We start from the raw sequence: 17,764 nt of genomic DNA, 5'->3' as shown, positions 1-17,764 counted from the left end.
ATACCACTCCTATTTTAAAAATGTTTTGTAGAGTTCAGGATTTTGCGCCTTAAATTCCACCTGTTCCTTGTAGCCCATCTTGTCAAAGTCGGCTTTTGTCACCGTTTTTGGGTCATGATGCGTTTCCGGCGACGGTTGGCGCAGTTTTGCATTTAGGGCTTCTTCCAGTCTGGATTCAAATGTGCCTTTGGGATAGATTTCATAGCCGGAAAGCAAGGTGACGCGCTCTTTGACCTGTTCCGCCGTGGCGTTCTCAAAGTCAATCGTGGAAAGCAGCTCAATCGGAATTTTACTTTCGGAAAACATCTTTCCTGTTTCCTTTTCAAGCGTGCGGGCATTGTCCTTGCGCTGCTGTGCGTTCTGTGCATCCTCAAATTTCTTCTGAAAATACGCCGCCTTTTCCTCCGCCGTCATATTTTTTAGCCGCTCCGCTTCGGAAAGTTTATCGTCGTGGAGTTTACTCCATTTTAACTGAGCATTCTGTACAGCCGTATCGGTTGCCGCCGTGACACGCTTGTCGAGCCAAGATTGGAAGGCCTTGTCGTTCTTGATAAGATCGTCAAAATTTAGCGGAGTTGGATCGGGTTGCGGCACAGGTTCAGGATTCGGGTCCGGATTGGGGTTCGGGTTACCACCTCCGCCGTCATAGCGCCGGATTAGCCCTTCAAAGTCGCGTTGATTCTTGATTCTCATGTGAAATCTCTCCTTTTTCATCCCTGTGGTACTCGCCCACAGGTCATAATGTTTGTTGTCCTCCCGGTACTCGCCCGGCAGTCCATATAACGAAAGAACGCCAATAACCCTTTGAGGATTACTGACGTTCTGGACGTTCTGAATCGATATTGAACCTATTCATTTTTTTACACCCCGGACGGTCACATTTAATTTCTACTTTTGTGCCCGGAGGCGCCCGGAAAAGAAGCTTTCCGCAATTACAGCACCGGTACTCAATCATCGGTTTCGTCGTTTCCATTATTTCTTTCCCCTCTGGCTGACGCCGAACGCGACGAATAGGCCGACAATTTCGGTAAGGATTATTGAAACAACTCCAGCCCAAAATGGATTTACGTACATAATAATCACCCTTTCTACTCAACCGCTCGAATAATACTCCGACACGGATGAGGCGGAGGATATATCGGCGGTGCATTAATTCCTATCATTGCACCTTTCATTGGGAAGATTTTCAGATGCAGACCCCGGCATTCGTCCGTTGTCCGCTCGTCGATTGTGGCGATAAACTGATACTTCTTAACTCCTGCATCTCGAAACGCCTTTAAAACGATTTTACTGATACCGTACGCTATATACATATCGAGCATTCCGGCATGTTTACCCGTATATGCGCCGGTTGTGCGCCGGAGATACCATGCCTTTTGAATTTCCAGCGCCCGCTTGTACTGCGGGTTGTCAATATCAAGCGGCTTCTTCGGACCGAGCAGTGTCCCCATCTGCTGTTTTTCAGCATTTACCAGCTTTTGAAATTGCCGCGCCCGGTATGCTGCATCGGCGTAATGGTCTGCCTCAAACATACCGCCGGAGGGAATTGGATTCTTCAGCCATTCCGTAACGGTGCTGGCCCCAGGCGGGTTCATGCGGCCCTTGCCGGTGATTTCCTTAGCCGCCGCGAACTCGCGTCTGTACGCCTCCTGCGACACATCAAGCAGCACCTTTCGGCTTTCGTCCATGACAGGAAGATAAAATCCGATAAACGCCGCCAACAGGAACGCAAATAAAGCTTCATTTCCTTTTATCCGTGTACGGTTATCAAGGTCACGCATAATCAGCTTTAGCTCCCCGACATCGTACCCGGCTTTTTGCCACTGGTCAATCTTGCGGTGAAGTCGGTTCACTTCCGCCCGGCTGATATTTCCGGAAAGCTGGATACTGCGGAAATGATCGAGAATATTCTGCAATTCAGCACTCAAATCATCCTGCTTTTTGCCTATGTAATTTAGCAATTTATCTTCCTGCGTATCGGCGTAATGCCAATAGTTTGTGATATAATCAACGTCATTCATCTACATCTACGCGCTCTCTTTCTGACCAGCAGCGCTCTGCGTATCTTGCTGCTGGTCATATTCATTATCGCTGTTCTGCACGCTATCCGCGTGCTCCCTTACCCGCCTTACATTCTCTTGATAATCATCGTCCCGCTCGTTGCGCTGACGCTCCATTTCTTCCTGCGCATCAACCTCGAGCTGTGATTCGTTCAGTGCAGTTTCCTGACTGATTAAGCCACCAGAATAGGCCGTCAATGCACGATCAAGGCTCTTGTCCTTGTCAGTTGGGATATTGCGTTGGAGCGTAATTACGATGTCGCGGAAATCGAACTGTGCGCCTTTGAGGTTCAACCGGTTCGTGATAACCTCCCACAGCCGGAGCAGTCCTTTTTTGAAAACCCGGTCGGCCGTCGCGCTGTACTGGTCAAGTGCGTACAGCTTGTATCCCAGTGCGGAAGCATTATCAGCGTTGGAAAAAGCCTCGTCCGTCATGTTTGGAACGCCCGTCAACATGGTAATCAGTTCATGCTGATTTTTCAGCACGGACATCAGCCCGTCATAATTTACTTCCTTTAGCAACCATGAAATATCGCCCTGGTCTCCTACAGCGAGCGATATGGCTTTCATAATCGCGGCTTCCTCAGCTGCCCGCGCAGGATTCGGAATCTCTTTCGTGTCGTCGTTTGGATCAGGAATCATAGCAGGTGTCTCGAACGTATATCCCTTGAGGATTAGCTTCGCGGAGTCATTGTACTGCGTCATATTCGCAATATTGTTGGTAATCTGCTCATAGGTCTTAATAGGAGAAAGTGCCGGTTCAAACACCGCAATACCATCGGGGCTTTCAAAAGCCACGCATGGAATGTCTCTCCACTGTAAATCTTCTTGATCGGTTTGTATATTGTCTGTATAAGTCGTACGGAATTCATCCGTTATTAGTTCCACTACATCAATTTCTTCTTGCCCTGCATTTTTTTGTTTCCATGTTCGAACCAGTCCAATTAGATTTGCAGGCGTAGAGTAATCAAAAATAGCGACCGTCTGCTTTGCATCGAACCGCGTATAAACAATTTCATTATCGGAATTCTCATAGATATAGAGATAAGCTGCCGTCATAGTGATATAGTCATGGATTAATTCAATAAACGTTGCCGCGTCGTCGTTGTAGCGTTGGATATAATCCAGCACCTCCGAATAATCTTTAACATACGCCCGTTTACGCTTGTCTGTTTGTTTCTGCGCCATCGTTTCTGCTCCGATAGTAGAAAAAAACTTTTCAAGGAATCCTTTCTGCCGTTTTGACAACGCATAATCTGATGGAGTGGAAATGCTGTACATCGGGGCCTTTCCGCCAAGATATCCCTGCATCATATTCACGATATAATATTCAAACGGAATAATTCTCTTTTCCTTGCCGCTCTCATCTTTTTCGCCGTGCATGCTCTCATTCTCATTTAGTTTGCGAGCATAACGTTGATAGAGGGAAACTCGATGTGCGAGAATAGGTTGAATTATATTGAGCAGTTCATCTATATTTTCTGCATTGTAGCTTTTTAACTGGGGCACAGTCATTTGGAGCATGTTTTCACCTTCTTAAATTCTGATATTTCCAATTCCCCAACCGTTACGCGTCATGTCATCTTCCAATGCGTACCGAACGGCATCAATACTGTGATTGTCCTTGTCTGGATATCCATCTTTGAAGTTTCCGTTCGCATCCCGCGCCAATTCATAGCCGTAAAACTCGCGCCATGTATTCGGGCAACGGTCAGGATCAATAATGATTTCTTCTAGCTCTTCGGACAGCCACTTTACACCATAATCCACGCTGTCGGGGCCTTTCTTTGCTCCACGGATTCGTACACCGTATTCCTTATAGTCGGCAATGCTCTTCGGCTCAGCGCTATCGGCGATAACTTCTTTATTAGCTTTGTTTTCTGCTTTCACCGCGGCAGCAGAGCGCCGATTACTCATTCCGACAACATGGATTTCAAAAAATACAAATAAGCGTTTGCGCGTCTTATCATAATTGCAAACCGTGTAGTGTAATGGATCTGCTGCATACCCCCAGTCAAGCCCGCGCCTGATTCGATCAAAATTCTTGATTTCTTCATCTGTGATGGTTCTGCTTGTCAAATTTCGGAATACTTCCGCACCGGTTCCCGTAATCTCCCCAAGATATTCATGCCGGTATGCTTCCGGTTTAACGGCTTTCAAATGCTCCGCCAAAGCGATAAATTCTTTTCCCAGCCATTCAGGAGGCACCGTCAAATAAGTGCTATGATGGTTCAGCATATCAGGAGCAGAAAATTCAGCCTGATCATTTACCCAACTTCTTTGTGACTTTGGCGGATTATAGGAATAAAACACTGTGAAATTTTCACCGCCGCGGACAACGGATTGCTGAATGCTTCGTATTTTTTCTGATCCTTCGAACTCGTCCAGTTCTTCAAACCAAAGATACTTGATATATCCTTTCGAAACCTTAATTGACTTTGATTTTTTAACTTTATCGGCGCCGCGAAATAAAATCGCTTGTTTTGTAGGGATATAAGTAAGGCGCAACGGTGATTGTGTTTCTTTCCATAATCCCGCTACGCCTAATTTATCAATGGCCCATATGAGTTGCTCATATACGCTGTCGTGTAAATTTTCTTTGTATCTACGGAATGCAACCGCGTTTGTAAGCTTTCCTTCGTTTGCGTCGCGCATCATGCCCTGGATGATTTCAAGACTAATAAATGAGGATTTTGTGGAGCCGCGCCCGCCATCAAGTTTGTAATAAGTATGTAGTTTTTGCTTAATATCGATATGGACTGGATAAAATGCAGGAGCAATTAAATCAGTTAGTCTGACTTGATTCTGGGATATCGTCAATGATTGTCACCCCAATATCTGCGTTAACATTCGTGTTATCGGTCCATAATGCATATCTACGTCCAAGAAGTTCAGCGGCTTTATTCACATCGGAAAGTTTTGAAGGAATCGCAACCACTTCTGGCGTTTCTTCATCAACAATCTTTTTCTTTCCATTGGAATCGTAAGAGCTTTTATGCTTTTTTGCTACGACAACAGAATGTTCCATTTCCTCACGACGTAAAACCCGCGTTAAAGTTCTCAAGACCTCATCTTGGTCTGCGATCGCACTATCCTGCTTCGATTTCATCCTTTTATCTATTTCAGTACGAATATAAGGTTTCGTCAGGTTTTCAGCTCCGATAGATGTAGCCGTCTTCTCACTGTACCCCGCGCGAATAGCGGCCTGTGTAGCATTTAGGTCTATCAAATATTCGTCAATAAATCTCTGCTGTTTTGCTGTTAATCGTTCAGCCACCGCCTTTCACTCCTTCGAAATAATAGTTCTTCCCTTATCATCCTGTACTCTGCATCCCCTTGTGGTGTTCTATGTACTCCGTATAACTCAGCGTAGCGGTGGGCTAATATGTCAATGTCCTTATCGCAATGCGGAAGGGCACAGGATGGTACGCCGGTCTTTGTATGCAGGCTATTTGTGCAATGGTCACATAGCATAGCTAATCACCTGCCAAATCTTCAATTGCTTCAATGCACATAAAAGGCACAAAGAGTGTCCAGCATAGTAATATTGCTAATATAGTCAAACAGATTATTCCGACTGTCTTTCTCATGTTGTCACCTCAAAATGAAATCAGCACCATCAAATTAATGATGATGCTGATTCTTTATATACGGTTTGCTCTTTCGGACGTATCCTAATCAAGCCTTGGTATGTACTTATACCGTAAAGCACTATTGGTGTCAGCATCGGGGTTTCACCCCTTGTCAAACCTTTTGGTCTGATCTGCTGGCATATCTGCCGGTCTTTCCCGGCTGCCAAACCCATAGTGAAAGGGATTGCTGTCAGCGCAAGCCGCCCATTGCCTTGCGCTTCTGGTGTCACCGCCCGGTATGACCGGCAGGCCCCGGATGATTCCGTGCCCGGTGGCATGTAATGCGCCGTCGTGTCAGGCGGCGCAATTGAGAGAGGATTTTCCCGGCACTATCCCGGCGCGGGATACGGGTATGAAAGGAGGTCAGAAGATGAAAAAAGCGTTGTGCTTGTGTAGATACACTTTGCACTATATCTAGTGTAACATCTTGACACGGGACATGTGGGACATTTTCAAAGTTTTTTAAAAAATCTTTGCGCCCGTTTTTTTACTGCATCTTCCGAGTAATCCCGCCCCGTACTCTCTGTCAGATCGGCGGCAACATCCTTCCACTGCTTCCCGTCTATGTAATACCCCCGCAATATCACACGATCGGCAGAATTCGGAATTGTCTGGAGGAAATCCTCGGCGGCGTTCTGCTCCCGGAGCAGCTTCAGCCGGAATTTTCCGAGCTTATTCTTCCGGGCTTGAATCTCCCGAGCATCTTCCGGAGCTGGAGCATATCCGGATATCGCTATGTTATGCGGCTGATATGGCTCTTCCAAGCTTGATCCGACAACGGCGTCAGTGGTAAACGCCCAAGCCTTTCGGCTTAAATCCGATATATCTTTTTCGATTTGCTTTATTTCGGCGCGAATGGCCTCACACTGCTTCAAGCTATCAATTTTATCCATAGGCTACTCCTTTCACATTTCAAATTCCAGCGTCCCATCTGGATTTTTTACCCATTCCAGATTAGCCGCCTCATACTCGAGGTCAGCCTGTGTTACCCATACCTCGTGATCCGATTGGGTGATCGCAATGAGCACCTGGCTAACCGCATGCCGCTGATCGTCAGGGGATAATTCAGAATATTTCATGCCTGTGCCCTCCGCTTCAACAAGGCTCGATGGCTCCAGATGACATTAATTTTCACGCCGATCTCTTTTGCAAGTTTGGAATCGCTTTTTGACTTTAGGATTTTTTCGTCCTCTTCCGGCGTGAATACATGGCGGTGGAATGCCGGGTGATCGCGGTCTTGATAGTTTTTCGGATTCTCCGGCCCGGTCAGAAATATTGATTCACGCCATTTCCCCGTCACTCCGGTAAATTCCAGCACAGCGAAAATATTATTCGGGTGTATGTAAATTACTCTGCCGGTACGGGTCTTGCCATCGGAACAGCGGACGGAACGGCGGAAACCGATGGAAATAGAATCAGGCATGGTCATCACTCTTTCCGTTCATCAGCGCGCCGCACTGATCGCAATACGGCTTTGCCGCACGCCACTCGTCCAGCGGGACATTCCTTGCCACGGCTATCGAGCGCCCGCAGTGGGTACACTTGACGAGATCGCATTGTGTGCTCTCGGAGACGAGTTTCCAGTGTGCGTGCACCACCGGCTTATATTCTCCTGCGGCGATTTTGCGGAGGTAAGAGGCGGCGATTCGCAAATCTTCTGCATCAACCCGCCCTATTTTCACAACTCCGCTTCTCTTGCCATCGACTGCTTTCAGGTCAGATACAACAGCAATATCTTCGAGCATTTCCGCCGCTTCGAGCGGTGTAAGGTCAGGCTGTTGGTGCTCCCGGTTATATTTTGCAATGTTGTGGCACATAACAGCTGTTTGGTCTTTAGGCATGGTCGGCCTCCTGTTCCTCGTTTTTAGATTTCCATTTTTCCCAGCACTGCTTACATAATTTGTCACAGGCTTTTTCTCCATCCGAGCCACACGGCCACTTACTTGATTTTACTGTTTTAGTTATCCACATGCATGCCGCTTCAATTTCGCTTTCTGGTGCCCAGCGCGGGTTCTCCGTGAATTTTTCGGGGACCTTTTTTTCAACTTTCGCAGAAACCCTATCTAAAAAGTGGATTTTATACGGGAAGCATTCGATAACCGAGCCATCTTCCATTTCCACAATTCCAAGAATATATGATAACTGCCCCGCCGGCGCACTTCCCACCGCAATTCCCGCGGCAACTGGCTGTGATTTTTGTTCCCATAGGTGAAAGAAACCTCGTTGTTTCCCGTCAACCATAACCGGCCTTAAATCATTCATTTTTCTTCTCCTATTCCTGTGCCTGATGGATGAAATGCTGATAATTTGCCTTTGCATGTTTGGCTTTCATGACATCTGTACCACCGCAAAAAGCATAATCGGCATTCCGTTCGCACGCCATTTCCAGTGCCTTTCCCAGCGTGGCAATCTCTGTTTTCAACCGCATAAAATCATCAATATGGTCTTGATGGGAATCCTGCAATTCGGCTTTTAGCGTGGCGATCTGCTGGTCTTTGGCGGCAAGCAGATTTTCGCAATTCTTTGCTTGCTGGTCAAGTATGGTCTGCATGGCCTCTAGATTATGCGTATCGCACCGGTGCTGATCTGTCAGCCGTTCTACCTCGGCAATCAGCTTGGCGTTTTCGTCCAGCGCCTCACGTAGGGCGACGGTCAAGTTTGGAACGTCGGTGCGGGCATGGGCAATAAAAATAGCATCCGGGTCTGTGCTTCCTAGTTCGGTGAATTCTCCGGTATCTTCATCTGGTAATGCCCATCCTTCTTCATACCACGGTCCCGGCGTTGCCGCCTGTTCCCGTGCCTTTATCTCTTCAAAATATTTAGCGTCCATCAAATTTTTGGGCTCCTTTCAACGGTTAATATTATTTTTCTCCCGGCTGGTATCTCCAAATTTGCAATATACTCCGTGAGCGAGTGTGCGAAATTTGCAACCATATTACGCCCTGCGGCATTATCTGTGATATACACCGTTTTGTCCCATACGGGCGGCTGTGAGAGGGATTGGCCGGGCAGGTAGCATTGCACGTTAAAATAGATCGTCTTACCGTCTACCCACGGGAACGAACGGGCTTTATAGCCGCTTACCCATGTATCAGTATCCATCACTTTTCCTCCTTCGGTGGCTGGAGAAGCAGCATCCATGCGCCTATTTCATATCCGCGATACACCTTTCTCCCAATGCGGTAATCCCCTTCTCCCAGATATTCGCCCACACGGATTTTTTCCTCTTCCTTGTCTGGCAGATAAACCAATACCGTTTGCCCGATGTCTGGCGTTTCGTCTTCAGCGTCAATCCAATGCGGAATTTCGTCAGGCTCTAAACCAGATGCACGGTAAGCGTCAATCAGTGCCGCGCCGTACATTTGCGCGGGCTGTTTGCTAACCCGCATTATGTCAGCTATCTTGCTGTTCATTTTAGGATTAAGATGGATTTTCATCTTCTTCTCCTTTCCCGCCAGAGGCGGCTATGCTTTCCCCGCCCATTGTTCGGCCATAGCTTTTGCAACGCCAGGATAAGTCCTGCTGCGAAGTTTTGCGCGTTCGGGCCCAGGAGCCATCCGATGTATTCTTTCTGCCCTGCCACTAACAATGTTCGTTGGTTTCAGCAGCGGAAGCCCTTTGAGCCACAAGCAAGTCGCCTTTGTTTCCCCATGACCGAATTGCCACGGTTGAATTATCTGGTCTGGCTTGCGATAGTATGTAGACATTATCCCGATCGGGTTTTCAATCGCAACCTTCTGGCAATCAAGCCGCGTAAAAAGGAGAAAAAATTGAATGCCCCGCTGCTGCCTGCCATCCTCCCGCTTTTGTGGGAACCATCTGGCCCCACTTACTGCCAAGTGGGTACACGGCGGAAAAGCAATAATCATATCCCACGGTTGCCTCAATAATGGAGTAACGTCCTGCTGTATGTGCCATTCCGGGTGTCCTCCGCTGCACGGGATAATGTCGCAGGAATAGGCTTCGTGACCTAACTTCCTAAGTTCAATCGTTACCGCCTGCGATTCTTCACAGGCTACTAAAATTTTCATAGTCCCTCCATCGTCATGGAGGCGGTGCACCTTTAAACCGGTACCTATGATTTAAAATAATTTCAGTTGTTCGGAATCCGTTCGCGATTTTTTGTTCTTTGAATTCTGTTTAGCCATATCTTCCGCAAGCGTTTCCGGTGTCCAATGGATGCCACAATAATCAAGAACCAAGCCCCACCCATACGAAATACCGTTTTCGTCAATGCAACACCGATTCATCCAGTAATCCCATTCTTTCGGGTTGTCCTCATGTAGCCGGTCAAAACGATGTGGACGTTTTTCAAGCTGAATGCCGAAGCCACACATACTGCATCCGGTTCTCTGCGCTCTGGTGGTGTAAAGCGTGCCATCTGGTTTCCGTTCAATGGAACCGTAAATTTTAGGTACTGGGACATCAAGATCAAGGGCGAGTTGTAAAATATCCTGTCGGTTAAAGATTGCGAACGGTGCTGATCGGATTGTTGTTTTGCCGAAGTAGTTACAGCCGTTAATCATAAGCGATTTTTCACGTCGACCGCCCTCACTTGCCATCAGGCCAAGATACGGGACACTGTGATGCTCTTTCGCCCAATCGTCACACGGCTTTTCCTTCAGATAATAACAGCACTTGGAGGATACCAAAAACGGGGAGCATTGATAATTAACATTCTCCCGCTCATTTTCTCCCCCAGCGAAAAGGTTTAGCCATTTCTGCGCCAGCTTCATGCGGGTTCCCTTCCGGTTCCCGCCATACTCCCCGGTTTCGCCGGTTATGATTGCGTGGCGGACCGTAGCGTTATCAGGCGAAGGATGCTGTAACAATTCAATTTTTGAAGCGGTTTCCTTTGAAAGAACCGGAAAGCCAAAGGTTTGAATGATTTCAGCTTTGTTCCAATGCGTTCCGTCCGGTTTAATGGCCGACAGTAATCTGGTAATTCCAAGCCGTGTATGTATTTTTTGAATACTCTTATCCTCCAGATACGAAACCGATATACCGGGTGCATGGATTCCGATACTTTTGAGAAAAAGAAACAAGGTGATGCTGTCCAGCCCACCAACGGATACGTGGTAATTTAGGCCGCGTTTATCGCATTCCTCCGCAAACTCCCAAGCCCTGCGGTATGCGTAGTTCTTTTTGAATTCATAAGGTTGCTGCTGTTTTACTTTAAAACTTGCTATTTTTTCATCCGTATGGTTTTCTTTCATACGTTCGATACAATTTTTCATGTCATAGCCCTTTCTCGTCAGAAAGGCGTGCGCACTTTAAAAGCTTACCTATGACTGGTTAATTATTTCACTACAAATCTGTATTTGCCTGATTCCTTAAACCTTCCGCAAGCGAAACCATAGTCCGTGCATTTTCTTCGCCTATTTGTCAGTCTGCAATATGAATTATCACGATTCCCGCAATCGCGGCATTCATGGTCTCTGTCTGCGCCGTATACCCGGCGCATTTCTTCGTCGGCCGTCATTATTTCACCTCTGTAATCTCAACAGTGATACAATCCTGATCGTAAAACTTGTGCCGAATTTCTTTTACAAATCTCCGATCGTCATCCTGAATTATCCAACCCTTTAACGCATCCTCGATCATCTTGCCTATGTATGCATGGTTGGTACAGTCCATCCGGTCATTCCAATAAAACGTGATCGCAACCGGTTTTTCGTACATTCTGCGTGGGATTCTTTGCTCCATCAGCGCGGCATGGACGGTGTTGTGCCAGAATTGTGAATCCGCTTGGCGCTTCGACCAATGCTTACCGGCATAAATGGCGTTCAAACCAAATTCTTTGCAAAACCGCTTCATGCCTGACTTGGTTTTCGGATATGGTATTGTAAATTTCATTGTCATCACATCAATCTATAATTTTTTGCTTTTGGCGCCGTAAGCACCCAGCAATAATCTTTCGTCCGCTGATAAATGCGGCTACCGACTGCTTCATCACAGGATAGGATTTCCTCTATCGTCCGTTCGCTGGAAATAATCGTAACCAGTTGGTCATTGTTGTACCGGTAGTTCAAAAGCTCAAAAGCGACGTTTATATCGCCCTGTGTCGGACGTTTCTTAACAATATTTCCGTACCTATCCAACTCATCCCCAGTCTTGAAGAAATCGTCTATGTAAAGTACTGGGACGGTTTTAAGCGGGTTGATTGCTTTTGCATATTCTTCATCGTCATTTACGATTGCCTTTAACCGGACGACTTCGTCACGCCAGAGCATATACCGTGCCGCAATGCCTTTTTTGAGAAACGCCTGGACGATAGCCGTGCATATATGAGTTTTCCCTGCTCCAACCTGCCCGCCGGCATAAAACCATTTTCCGTTATGGTCCGTCACAAACCTTTGCGCATCCGCTTTGAAATCTCTTTGCCATTCGTCCGCTGCTTTGAAATTATCAAAGGTGTATTTTTGAAGCAGATTTTTCAGCCCACTTTTTTTAATGTTCCATATGCTGCGACGGATTGCCATGCATTTGCATTCGCGAGACTTTTCATATCCGTTTTCGAGGAAGTATGTAACGCCCTTGTTTTTGCAGATCGGACAATCATAACCAGTCAACAGTCCTTCCGCTGCATTCAGAATGTCAATCTGTCGCTGTTCGTAATTAGACAACGTGTCCGTATTTCGGAGTTTCTTTTTTATCTCCGGCGGAACGTGAGCCATTATTTGCGGTACCGTTGGAATCTCGTCCGTTGTTCTCGTCTCCTTTCAAGGGGAAAACTGAATCCCAGTTGTGAAAAATTGATTTTTCCAATATCTTGATTTTTGTTTGGTTATCATCCGCAAGTTCATCTAATTTTTTTAAAAGCATATTTACCGTGCGAATCGTGGATATCGGTTTTTTCTTTGCTTTCCGCATTTCCGCAAAATCTTCTAGGACATTGAGCAAATCAGAATCACCGGCAGCATAAGAAGTGAAAGCGTCTATATATATATTCTTTTTATTTATTGCTTTCTTGCTTTCTTTAGCTTTATTACATTGTGGTTGGCTGTTGGTTGATAGTTGGTTAGCAGTTGGTTGATTTGATGGTTGGTTGCATGTGTCTTGACAACAATTTTCTGAGGATTCATACGGATTTGCATTTGGTTGATTGTTGGCTATTTTGTTGGTTGAATTTTCATCATTTTTATTGTGTTGTTTTTGGAAAATATCATCCTCTAACCCAGCATTCATCGGGGTTTCGTCCCCATTTGGCTCTGTTGGTTGGGAGTTGGTTGAAGTGTTGGTTAGCTGTTGATACAATTCGTAATTTTTTACAGTAATGATGCTATATTTCGGCGTTGTTTGGTTGGTTACTTCGCCGGTTTTCACTAAATGGTCTATTGCTGTTCTTACTTCCTGTCTTGACATATGTAATTCATCGGCCAATTTTTGAGAAGAATATACCCGTTGCCCTCGCTGAATCACTTTGCCTTTCCATTTTTTAGGCTCATAGTTCGCCGTAAGTATCAGGTGAATAAATACGTCTTTCGTATTGCTGTCCGTATACCATTCCCAATTCAAAAGGGATCGGTACAGGCGGACATATCCGAATTCAAGCACATTTTCACCACCTCATTTGTCCTTCTACCTGCCGTTCGGGTTCCGCAACTTTATGCTTTGCCCTCAAATAGCTTCGTACCGCAATCAAATTTCCTGTAGAACCGCCTGTAAGCCATTTTTCTGCGCCAAGGGTGGAATTACCTATCGATTGGCTTCTGCGACGCTCCTGCCTTAACCAGCGCTCAACAAGCGGCTTTTCTTCGGGGAGCGGGCGGAAGTATCCAGAGCCGTCCTGTGAATTGAGGATAGGATACTCCCGGCGCTCCTTTTCGATCATTTTGCGCATCACACGGTCACGAAGGCCGCACCGTTCGGATAATTGTTTGCGGCTGATTGCGTTTTCCTTGCCGTAAGGAATAAAATCTATGATATTCATTTCTCACCTCAGAAAGGGAGGTCGTCTGATGATGGAATTTCTTCAAAATCTCCTGTATCGCCTGTTGGATATTGCGGCGCAGGAGGTTCTACGTCGGCCTTATATGTACTTTTGTTGCCGTTACGGGAATTACCGTCGCGCTTTGGTTCCGCAAAATGAACGTTATCCGCGACGACTTCAAATGCTTTTCTCTTGTTTCCGTCCTTGTCGGTATATGTACGGGTTTGAATAGAACCCTGCACGGCTATGAGCTGGCCTTTTGTGAAGTATTTACACACGAAATCCGCAGTAGAACGCCATGCCACAATATCAATGAAATCACATTGCCGGTCTTGTCCCGACTTCTGGTAGGAGCGGTCTACGGCAAGGGTAAAGCTGGTTACAGATATGCCGTTGGGGGTTACCTTCGGCTCAGGGTCGGCGCAGAGACGGCCCATAAGTACGGCTACGTTAAGCATGGTTCCACTTCCTATACCTTAATTTTGATTCATCCCAAGTAGGATACTTTGATCGGAGATAATCCTTGATTTCGTTTTTAAGTAACTTTCTTTCTTGGCTATTATCGTATTTATCATGGCAACAAAGGCACAAGGTAACAATATTTTCCTCAATGCCTAGCCCTCCGTGAGAACGTGGTATATAGTGCGCGTTCGGCATAGCGATCGGTGACCCGCATAGGATACATTGGTGTCCGTCCCGCTCCCAAACTTTATTTTTAACAATCGGTGATATATCACAGGCTTTTGTTTGTTTGTGCAATCTCATATTCCTCCTTCATACTTGCGAGCTGCTCCGGCGTAGCGGTTTCGATACCTAGGCCTTTTGCCAGATTTACCACATAATCCAGCAGAACGCTCATTTCTTTCGTATCATAGACAGAGGAACCATAATAAGCGATAACTTGGGTATATCCTGGCATATTGCCCTCAATTTTTTCCGCGAACCAGCCCAATCCGTGTCCAGACCACCTATGGATAAATGTTTCGACCGCATCATTTTTTAAGACTAAAGATTCAAACTGTCCGGAGTGTTTTATTGCGTCTTGATAGACTTCTTCCTTCGTAATATTGCGAACGGCCTCCGCAATCTTCTGACATAAAACCCAGCAATACGAATTAGCATCAAGTGAACGCTTTTCACGGTGCTGTTTCAGCTCCGCATCATAAATGCGATCCTGAATTCCGGATACAAATTCTTTTGCCAATGCTGGAGCCTTGACCCGGAGGGACAACCAAAAGCCCTCCGAATCCTGGTTCCATTTCGCTTTATCAAATTGAATAATCATGTTTTATCAGGCTTCTTTTCAAGGGCCTTAACGATAAACGTAAACTGTTTCTCGGTTATATGACCGATAGCGTCCGGCGGGGTTTTTGGAAATTTTTCTGCAAGATATGTCAACATTCCTTTAGCGTCCCAACCTGTTCGATGCAGTTCTTTCAAAATCACTGTCTGCTTTATTTCGTCTATGTATTCCGGCTCTGGCTCCTGCGGTTCCTTCTGCCCCAATTCGTAAACCATTTTTCCCTTGTCATCACAAATGGAAAGAACGTTGATCCTTCCTGAATCATCGTAACCAATGGATTTTACATTGAATCGAGCAAAGGGGTTGGCCATCTCGTAGCTTCTGCCGTCGCTTTTCTGCTTCGTTGCACAATGGATAAAAGTAAACGGTGCTGTGTAAAGTTCCCGACCAATGCCCCATTTGAACCCGGCGCGCTTAAATGCATCCGACGCTTCCCCTTTGCGTTGATTTCCCTCACCATCCTCGCGGCTTTCAATTCCGCAATCTTCCTTGGAAACCCATTCCTGCTTGTCAGAATCATAAATTGAAATCTCGCAGTAAAGATTCCCCTTTACATCATGATAAAAGCATTTCCAATTCAAAGGGCCGACTATCTGGTCAAGGATATTCATATCAACACGAGCCGTCTTATAAAGCAATACAGTAGCACCTTTTTCGGAAACTTTTTTAACCTTTACTTCAATATCATCCGCAGTTAAAAGCGGGAATTTCAGATCCATGCCTATGCCCCCTTGACATGTTCTTTGTAGTAAGAACAGAATTCACAGGCAGAGCAATAATCTTTGCACTTCTTATCTTCTCCGGGACGGAGTTCTATGTAGTCACCGCCATTTTGCTCTTTCCATTCGTCTGCTGCTTCGGCGCTATCCAATACTCTCAGCGCTGTTTTCCGACCTTTTTTCATGACTGCGTACTTATCTCCACTATTGAAACGTTCATCCAGAGTACACACAGGGAGTTCCTCATCCGGCAATTTTTCAGCCGCCGCAATCTCAGATAGGCGTTCTACGATAAAGGCATTGATTTCTTCAAAGTCGGAATCCTTAAAATCAAATAATAACGTTCTTACTGGAAGCTGCGGATATGAAGAATCATTTTTTGCTTTTGTTTTCTGATGGTCTTTCATTATTGCAACAATCTGTCCGTGCTTTACAGGGAATCCGCAATAGTTCATAATAGTGGCATAAATAAGTAATTGCTTTCTCCAATCCTCATAATCGCCGTAGATGACTTTCCAGACGGAACAGGTCTTATAATCAGTAATGGTTTCGGTTGCCGCGTCGTAAAGATCAAATCTACCGGATACCGTGTAATCCCCGACCGGCATATCAACAAATGCCTCTTTGAATTCGGTTTCTCCTTCGGTCTGATGCTCAAGGACGCTATGAACCGCCGTTCCGAACAAAAGCCAAATCATGTCCGATACATCTTGTTCGATTTCATCCCCGTGGCGGCGTTCGAGAATAACCTCGCGGATACCTTTTAAAAGAGCGGTTGCGCTATACCGTTTCGGGGTAGGCATATAATCACTCTGTGCCATCTGGACAAAGGCTTGAGGCAATCCTGTTTTATTGGTTATCTTCATCTATGTAATCCTCTCTTTCTTTTATAAACGGATCAGGCCCTTCTTGCCGGTCATAGGCAACTTGAGCGGCTGAATAGCCGTAATCATTTGGCATTGATAAGCTCCTTTTCCAATGCATCAAGGGAAGAAAGCAATTGCCTGAGCTTTTCTTCAGAATCTTTATTAGCAATGCAAAGCATCCCTGTTGTTGTATTTCCAAGTGGCAAATAGTCCACAATTGGGCGTCCGTCTTTATTTGCAGGAGAATTATAGTAACCTTTTTTGTATCCATTGATTTCAATACAATCAACGTGCGGAGAGTAGTAGAAAAATATATCTGCATCCGTGGTCTGATTGATCCGCAACACCCGCGCCATACAATCAAGGACAAGCTGATTTATTTCGTTCATTTCAGCCCCTCCAAATACTCAGCTTCGATAAACTCGCCATTTTTCAGCATATAGTATGTATCTGGCTTAATTTTTTCGCCGTCAACCTTGGCGCACCGAACATCTTTAATGTGATAATCTCCGTTATCATCCTCAGACCATTCAGAAACTACAATCCAGCAGCCTAATGCGCCCTTTGCCTTGGATTCGTAGCCAGTAGCAATTGCGACGGATTCTTTGCCCTCTACAGTAGCCGTANTATCATCCTCAGACCATTCAGAAACTACAATCCAGCAGCCTAATGCGCCCTTTGCCTTGGATTCGTAGCCAGTAGCAATTGCGACGGATTCTTTGCCCTCTACAGTAGCCGTAGACTGGCAACCTGTGTTGGTAGCCGCGGACCAGTCGCCTGTGTTGGTAGCCGTAGACTGGTAACCTGTGTTGGTAGCCGCAGACCAGTCGCCTGTGTTGGTAGCCGCAGACTGGCAACCTGTGTTGGTAGCCGCGGACCGGTAACCTGTGTTGGTAGCCGCAGACTGGTCGCCTGTGTTGGTAGCCGCGGACAGGCAACCTGCGTTGGTAGCTGCAGACCGGCAACCAGAGATGGTAGCCGCGGACCAGTCGCCTGTGTTGGTAGCCGCGGACAGGCAACCTGCGTTGGTAGCTGCAGACCGGCAACCAGAGATGGTAGCCGCGGACCAGTCGCCTGTGTTGGTAGCCGCGGACAGGCAACCTGCGTTGGTAGCTGCAGACCGGCAACCAGAGATGGTAGCCGCGGACCAGTCGCCTGTGTTGGTAGCCGCGGACTGGCAACCTGCGTTGGTAGCCGTAGACCGGTAACCTGTGTTGGTAGCCGCAGACCGGTCGCCTGTGTTGGTAGCCG

The 17,764-nt window shown here is 46.4% G+C and carries 26 protein-coding genes; all 26 read right to left on the bottom strand.

Going from position 1 to position 17,764, the window contains the following annotated elements:
- Positions 1–9: 9 nt before the first annotated feature.
- Complete coding sequence (locus tag OUY18_RS13265; RefSeq protein ID WP_268059254.1) at positions 10–693, bottom strand: DUF4355 domain-containing protein; 684 nt, start codon at positions 691–693, stop codon at positions 10–12.
- A gap of 395 nt (positions 694–1,088) precedes the next feature.
- A complete protein-coding gene (locus OUY18_RS13260) occupies positions 1,089–2,021 on the bottom strand; it encodes a minor capsid protein (protein ID WP_268059253.1) in 933 nt (310 codons plus the stop codon).
- A 6-nt stretch (positions 2,022–2,027) separates the two neighbouring features.
- Positions 2,028–3,584 carry a phage portal protein gene (locus OUY18_RS13255; protein ID WP_268059252.1) on the bottom strand — a complete coding sequence of 519 codons (1,557 nt, stop codon included), beginning with the start codon at positions 3,582–3,584 and terminating at the stop codon, positions 2,028–2,030.
- Between the two features lie 12 nt (positions 3,585–3,596).
- On the bottom strand, positions 3,597–4,874 hold the full coding sequence (locus OUY18_RS13250; RefSeq protein ID WP_268059277.1) for a PBSX family phage terminase large subunit: 1,278 nt from the start codon (positions 4,872–4,874) through the stop codon (positions 3,597–3,599).
- Positions 4,846–5,337, bottom strand: coding sequence for a terminase small subunit (locus tag OUY18_RS13245; RefSeq protein ID WP_268059251.1), 492 nt, complete (start codon positions 5,335–5,337; stop codon positions 4,846–4,848). Before OUY18_RS13245 ends, OUY18_RS13250 begins: the two co-directional genes overlap by 29 nt.
- Positions 5,338–6,144: 807 nt before the next feature.
- On the bottom strand, positions 6,145–6,585 hold the full coding sequence (locus OUY18_RS13240) for a hypothetical protein (protein ID WP_268059250.1): 441 nt from the start codon (positions 6,583–6,585) through the stop codon (positions 6,145–6,147).
- Positions 6,586–6,597: 12 nt separating this feature from the next.
- Complete coding sequence (locus OUY18_RS13235) at positions 6,598–6,771, bottom strand: hypothetical protein (RefSeq protein ID WP_268059249.1); 174 nt, start codon at positions 6,769–6,771, stop codon at positions 6,598–6,600.
- Positions 6,768–7,115 (bottom strand): hypothetical protein, encoded by a 348-nt coding sequence (locus tag OUY18_RS13230; RefSeq protein WP_268059248.1) that lies wholly within the window; start codon positions 7,113–7,115, stop codon positions 6,768–6,770. The genes OUY18_RS13235 and OUY18_RS13230 overlap by 4 nt, the downstream gene beginning before the upstream one ends.
- Positions 7,108–7,533, bottom strand: coding sequence for a hypothetical protein (locus tag OUY18_RS13225; protein WP_268059247.1), 426 nt, complete (start codon positions 7,531–7,533; stop codon positions 7,108–7,110). The genes OUY18_RS13230 and OUY18_RS13225 overlap by 8 nt, the downstream gene beginning before the upstream one ends.
- The gene (locus tag OUY18_RS13220) at positions 7,526–7,954 is read right to left on the bottom strand and encodes a hypothetical protein (RefSeq protein WP_268059246.1); all 429 of its coding nucleotides are present in this window, start codon (positions 7,952–7,954) and stop codon (positions 7,526–7,528) included. The genes OUY18_RS13225 and OUY18_RS13220 overlap by 8 nt, the downstream gene beginning before the upstream one ends.
- A gap of 10 nt (positions 7,955–7,964) precedes the next feature.
- On the bottom strand, positions 7,965–8,525 hold the full coding sequence (locus OUY18_RS13215) for a hypothetical protein (protein WP_268059245.1): 561 nt from the start codon (positions 8,523–8,525) through the stop codon (positions 7,965–7,967).
- Positions 8,522–8,794 carry a hypothetical protein gene (locus OUY18_RS13210; protein ID WP_268059244.1) on the bottom strand — a complete coding sequence of 91 codons (273 nt, stop codon included), beginning with the start codon at positions 8,792–8,794 and terminating at the stop codon, positions 8,522–8,524. The genes OUY18_RS13215 and OUY18_RS13210 overlap by 4 nt, the downstream gene beginning before the upstream one ends.
- Entirely contained in the window at positions 8,794–9,129 is a 336-nt protein-coding gene (locus OUY18_RS13205) for a hypothetical protein (protein WP_268059243.1), read from the bottom strand. Before OUY18_RS13205 ends, OUY18_RS13210 begins: the two co-directional genes overlap by 1 nt.
- Positions 9,130–9,436: 307 nt before the next feature.
- Positions 9,437–9,610 (bottom strand): hypothetical protein, encoded by a 174-nt coding sequence (locus tag OUY18_RS13200; protein ID WP_268059242.1) that lies wholly within the window; start codon positions 9,608–9,610, stop codon positions 9,437–9,439.
- A gap of 164 nt (positions 9,611–9,774) precedes the next feature.
- Positions 9,775–10,929: a hypothetical protein gene (locus tag OUY18_RS13195; RefSeq protein WP_268059241.1), complete on the bottom strand. Its 1,155-nt coding sequence runs from the start codon at positions 10,927–10,929 to the stop codon at positions 9,775–9,777.
- Between the two features lie 244 nt (positions 10,930–11,173).
- Entirely contained in the window at positions 11,174–11,548 is a 375-nt protein-coding gene (locus OUY18_RS13190) for a hypothetical protein (protein ID WP_268059240.1), read from the bottom strand.
- 5 nt (positions 11,549–11,553) lie between these two features.
- Positions 11,554–12,264 carry an ATP-binding protein gene (locus OUY18_RS13185; RefSeq protein ID WP_268059239.1) on the bottom strand — a complete coding sequence of 237 codons (711 nt, stop codon included), beginning with the start codon at positions 12,262–12,264 and terminating at the stop codon, positions 11,554–11,556.
- Positions 12,265–12,310: 46 nt separating this feature from the next.
- On the bottom strand, positions 12,311–13,249 hold the full coding sequence (locus tag OUY18_RS13180) for a hypothetical protein (RefSeq protein WP_268059238.1): 939 nt from the start codon (positions 13,247–13,249) through the stop codon (positions 12,311–12,313).
- A 4-nt stretch (positions 13,250–13,253) separates the two neighbouring features.
- Positions 13,254–13,625, bottom strand: coding sequence for a hypothetical protein (locus tag OUY18_RS13175; protein ID WP_268059237.1), 372 nt, complete (start codon positions 13,623–13,625; stop codon positions 13,254–13,256).
- A gap of 8 nt (positions 13,626–13,633) precedes the next feature.
- Entirely contained in the window at positions 13,634–14,083 is a 450-nt protein-coding gene (locus tag OUY18_RS13170; protein WP_268059236.1) for a single-stranded DNA-binding protein, read from the bottom strand.
- Entirely contained in the window at positions 14,076–14,390 is a 315-nt protein-coding gene (locus OUY18_RS13905) for an HNH endonuclease (protein ID WP_419196147.1), read from the bottom strand. The genes OUY18_RS13170 and OUY18_RS13905 overlap by 8 nt, the downstream gene beginning before the upstream one ends.
- Positions 14,359–14,910, bottom strand: coding sequence for a hypothetical protein (locus OUY18_RS13165; protein ID WP_268059235.1), 552 nt, complete (start codon positions 14,908–14,910; stop codon positions 14,359–14,361). Before OUY18_RS13165 ends, OUY18_RS13905 begins: the two co-directional genes overlap by 32 nt.
- On the bottom strand, positions 14,907–15,647 hold the full coding sequence (locus OUY18_RS13160) for a hypothetical protein (protein ID WP_268059234.1): 741 nt from the start codon (positions 15,645–15,647) through the stop codon (positions 14,907–14,909). Before OUY18_RS13160 ends, OUY18_RS13165 begins: the two co-directional genes overlap by 4 nt.
- A 2-nt stretch (positions 15,648–15,649) precedes the next feature.
- Entirely contained in the window at positions 15,650–16,513 is an 864-nt protein-coding gene (locus tag OUY18_RS13155; protein WP_268059233.1) for a hypothetical protein, read from the bottom strand.
- A gap of 83 nt (positions 16,514–16,596) precedes the next feature.
- A complete protein-coding gene (locus tag OUY18_RS13150) occupies positions 16,597–16,902 on the bottom strand; it encodes a hypothetical protein (protein ID WP_268059232.1) in 306 nt (101 codons plus the stop codon).
- The coding region (locus OUY18_RS13145) for a hypothetical protein (protein ID WP_268059231.1) at positions 16,899–17,764 on the bottom strand (866 nt) is incomplete at its 5' end. The genes OUY18_RS13145 and OUY18_RS13150, both read right to left, overlap by 4 nt.

This window comes from Caproiciproducens galactitolivorans, assembly GCF_026672255.1.
GTDB lineage: Bacteria > Bacillota > Clostridia > Oscillospirales > Acutalibacteraceae > Caproiciproducens > Caproiciproducens galactitolivorans_A.
This window is presented reverse-complemented; position numbering and strand designations above follow the sequence as displayed.

Excerpts from the sequence above, each read along its gene's own strand:
- OUY18_RS13265 (WP_268059254.1), bottom strand. The coding sequence starts at position 693 with ATGAGAATCAAGAATCAACGCGACTTTGAAGGGCTAATCCGGCGCTAT.
- OUY18_RS13260 (WP_268059253.1), bottom strand. The coding sequence starts at position 2,021 with ATGAATGACGTTGATTATATCACAAACTATTGGCATTACGCCGATACG.
- OUY18_RS13255 (WP_268059252.1), bottom strand. The coding sequence starts at position 3,584 with ATGCTCCAAATGACTGTGCCCCAGTTAAAAAGCTACAATGCAGAAAAT.
- OUY18_RS13240 (WP_268059250.1), bottom strand. The coding sequence starts at position 6,585 with ATGGATAAAATTGATAGCTTGAAGCAGTGTGAGGCCATTCGCGCCGAA.
- OUY18_RS13235 (WP_268059249.1), bottom strand. The coding sequence starts at position 6,771 with ATGAAATATTCTGAATTATCCCCTGACGATCAGCGGCATGCGGTTAGC.
- OUY18_RS13230 (WP_268059248.1), bottom strand. The coding sequence starts at position 7,115 with ATGCCTGATTCTATTTCCATCGGTTTCCGCCGTTCCGTCCGCTGTTCC.
- OUY18_RS13225 (WP_268059247.1), bottom strand. The coding sequence starts at position 7,533 with ATGCCTAAAGACCAAACAGCTGTTATGTGCCACAACATTGCAAAATAT.
- OUY18_RS13220 (WP_268059246.1), bottom strand. The coding sequence starts at position 7,954 with ATGAATGATTTAAGGCCGGTTATGGTTGACGGGAAACAACGAGGTTTC.
- OUY18_RS13210 (WP_268059244.1), bottom strand. The coding sequence starts at position 8,794 with ATGGATACTGATACATGGGTAAGCGGCTATAAAGCCCGTTCGTTCCCG.
- OUY18_RS13205 (WP_268059243.1), bottom strand. The coding sequence starts at position 9,129 with ATGAAAATCCATCTTAATCCTAAAATGAACAGCAAGATAGCTGACATA.
- OUY18_RS13200 (WP_268059242.1), bottom strand. The coding sequence starts at position 9,610 with ATGGCACATACAGCAGGACGTTACTCCATTATTGAGGCAACCGTGGGA.
- OUY18_RS13195 (WP_268059241.1), bottom strand. The coding sequence starts at position 10,929 with ATGAAAAATTGTATCGAACGTATGAAAGAAAACCATACGGATGAAAAA.
- OUY18_RS13190 (WP_268059240.1), bottom strand. The coding sequence starts at position 11,548 with ATGAAATTTACAATACCATATCCGAAAACCAAGTCAGGCATGAAGCGG.
- OUY18_RS13175 (WP_268059237.1), bottom strand. The coding sequence starts at position 13,625 with ATGAATATCATAGATTTTATTCCTTACGGCAAGGAAAACGCAATCAGC.
- OUY18_RS13170 (WP_268059236.1), bottom strand. The coding sequence starts at position 14,083 with ATGCTTAACGTAGCCGTACTTATGGGCCGTCTCTGCGCCGACCCTGAG.
- OUY18_RS13905 (WP_419196147.1), bottom strand. The coding sequence starts at position 14,390 with ATGAGATTGCACAAACAAACAAAAGCCTGTGATATATCACCGATTGTT.
- OUY18_RS13165 (WP_268059235.1), bottom strand. The coding sequence starts at position 14,910 with ATGATTATTCAATTTGATAAAGCGAAATGGAACCAGGATTCGGAGGGC.
- OUY18_RS13160 (WP_268059234.1), bottom strand. The coding sequence starts at position 15,647 with ATGGATCTGAAATTCCCGCTTTTAACTGCGGATGATATTGAAGTAAAG.
- OUY18_RS13155 (WP_268059233.1), bottom strand. The coding sequence starts at position 16,513 with ATGAAGATAACCAATAAAACAGGATTGCCTCAAGCCTTTGTCCAGATG.
- OUY18_RS13150 (WP_268059232.1), bottom strand. The coding sequence starts at position 16,902 with ATGAACGAAATAAATCAGCTTGTCCTTGATTGTATGGCGCGGGTGTTG.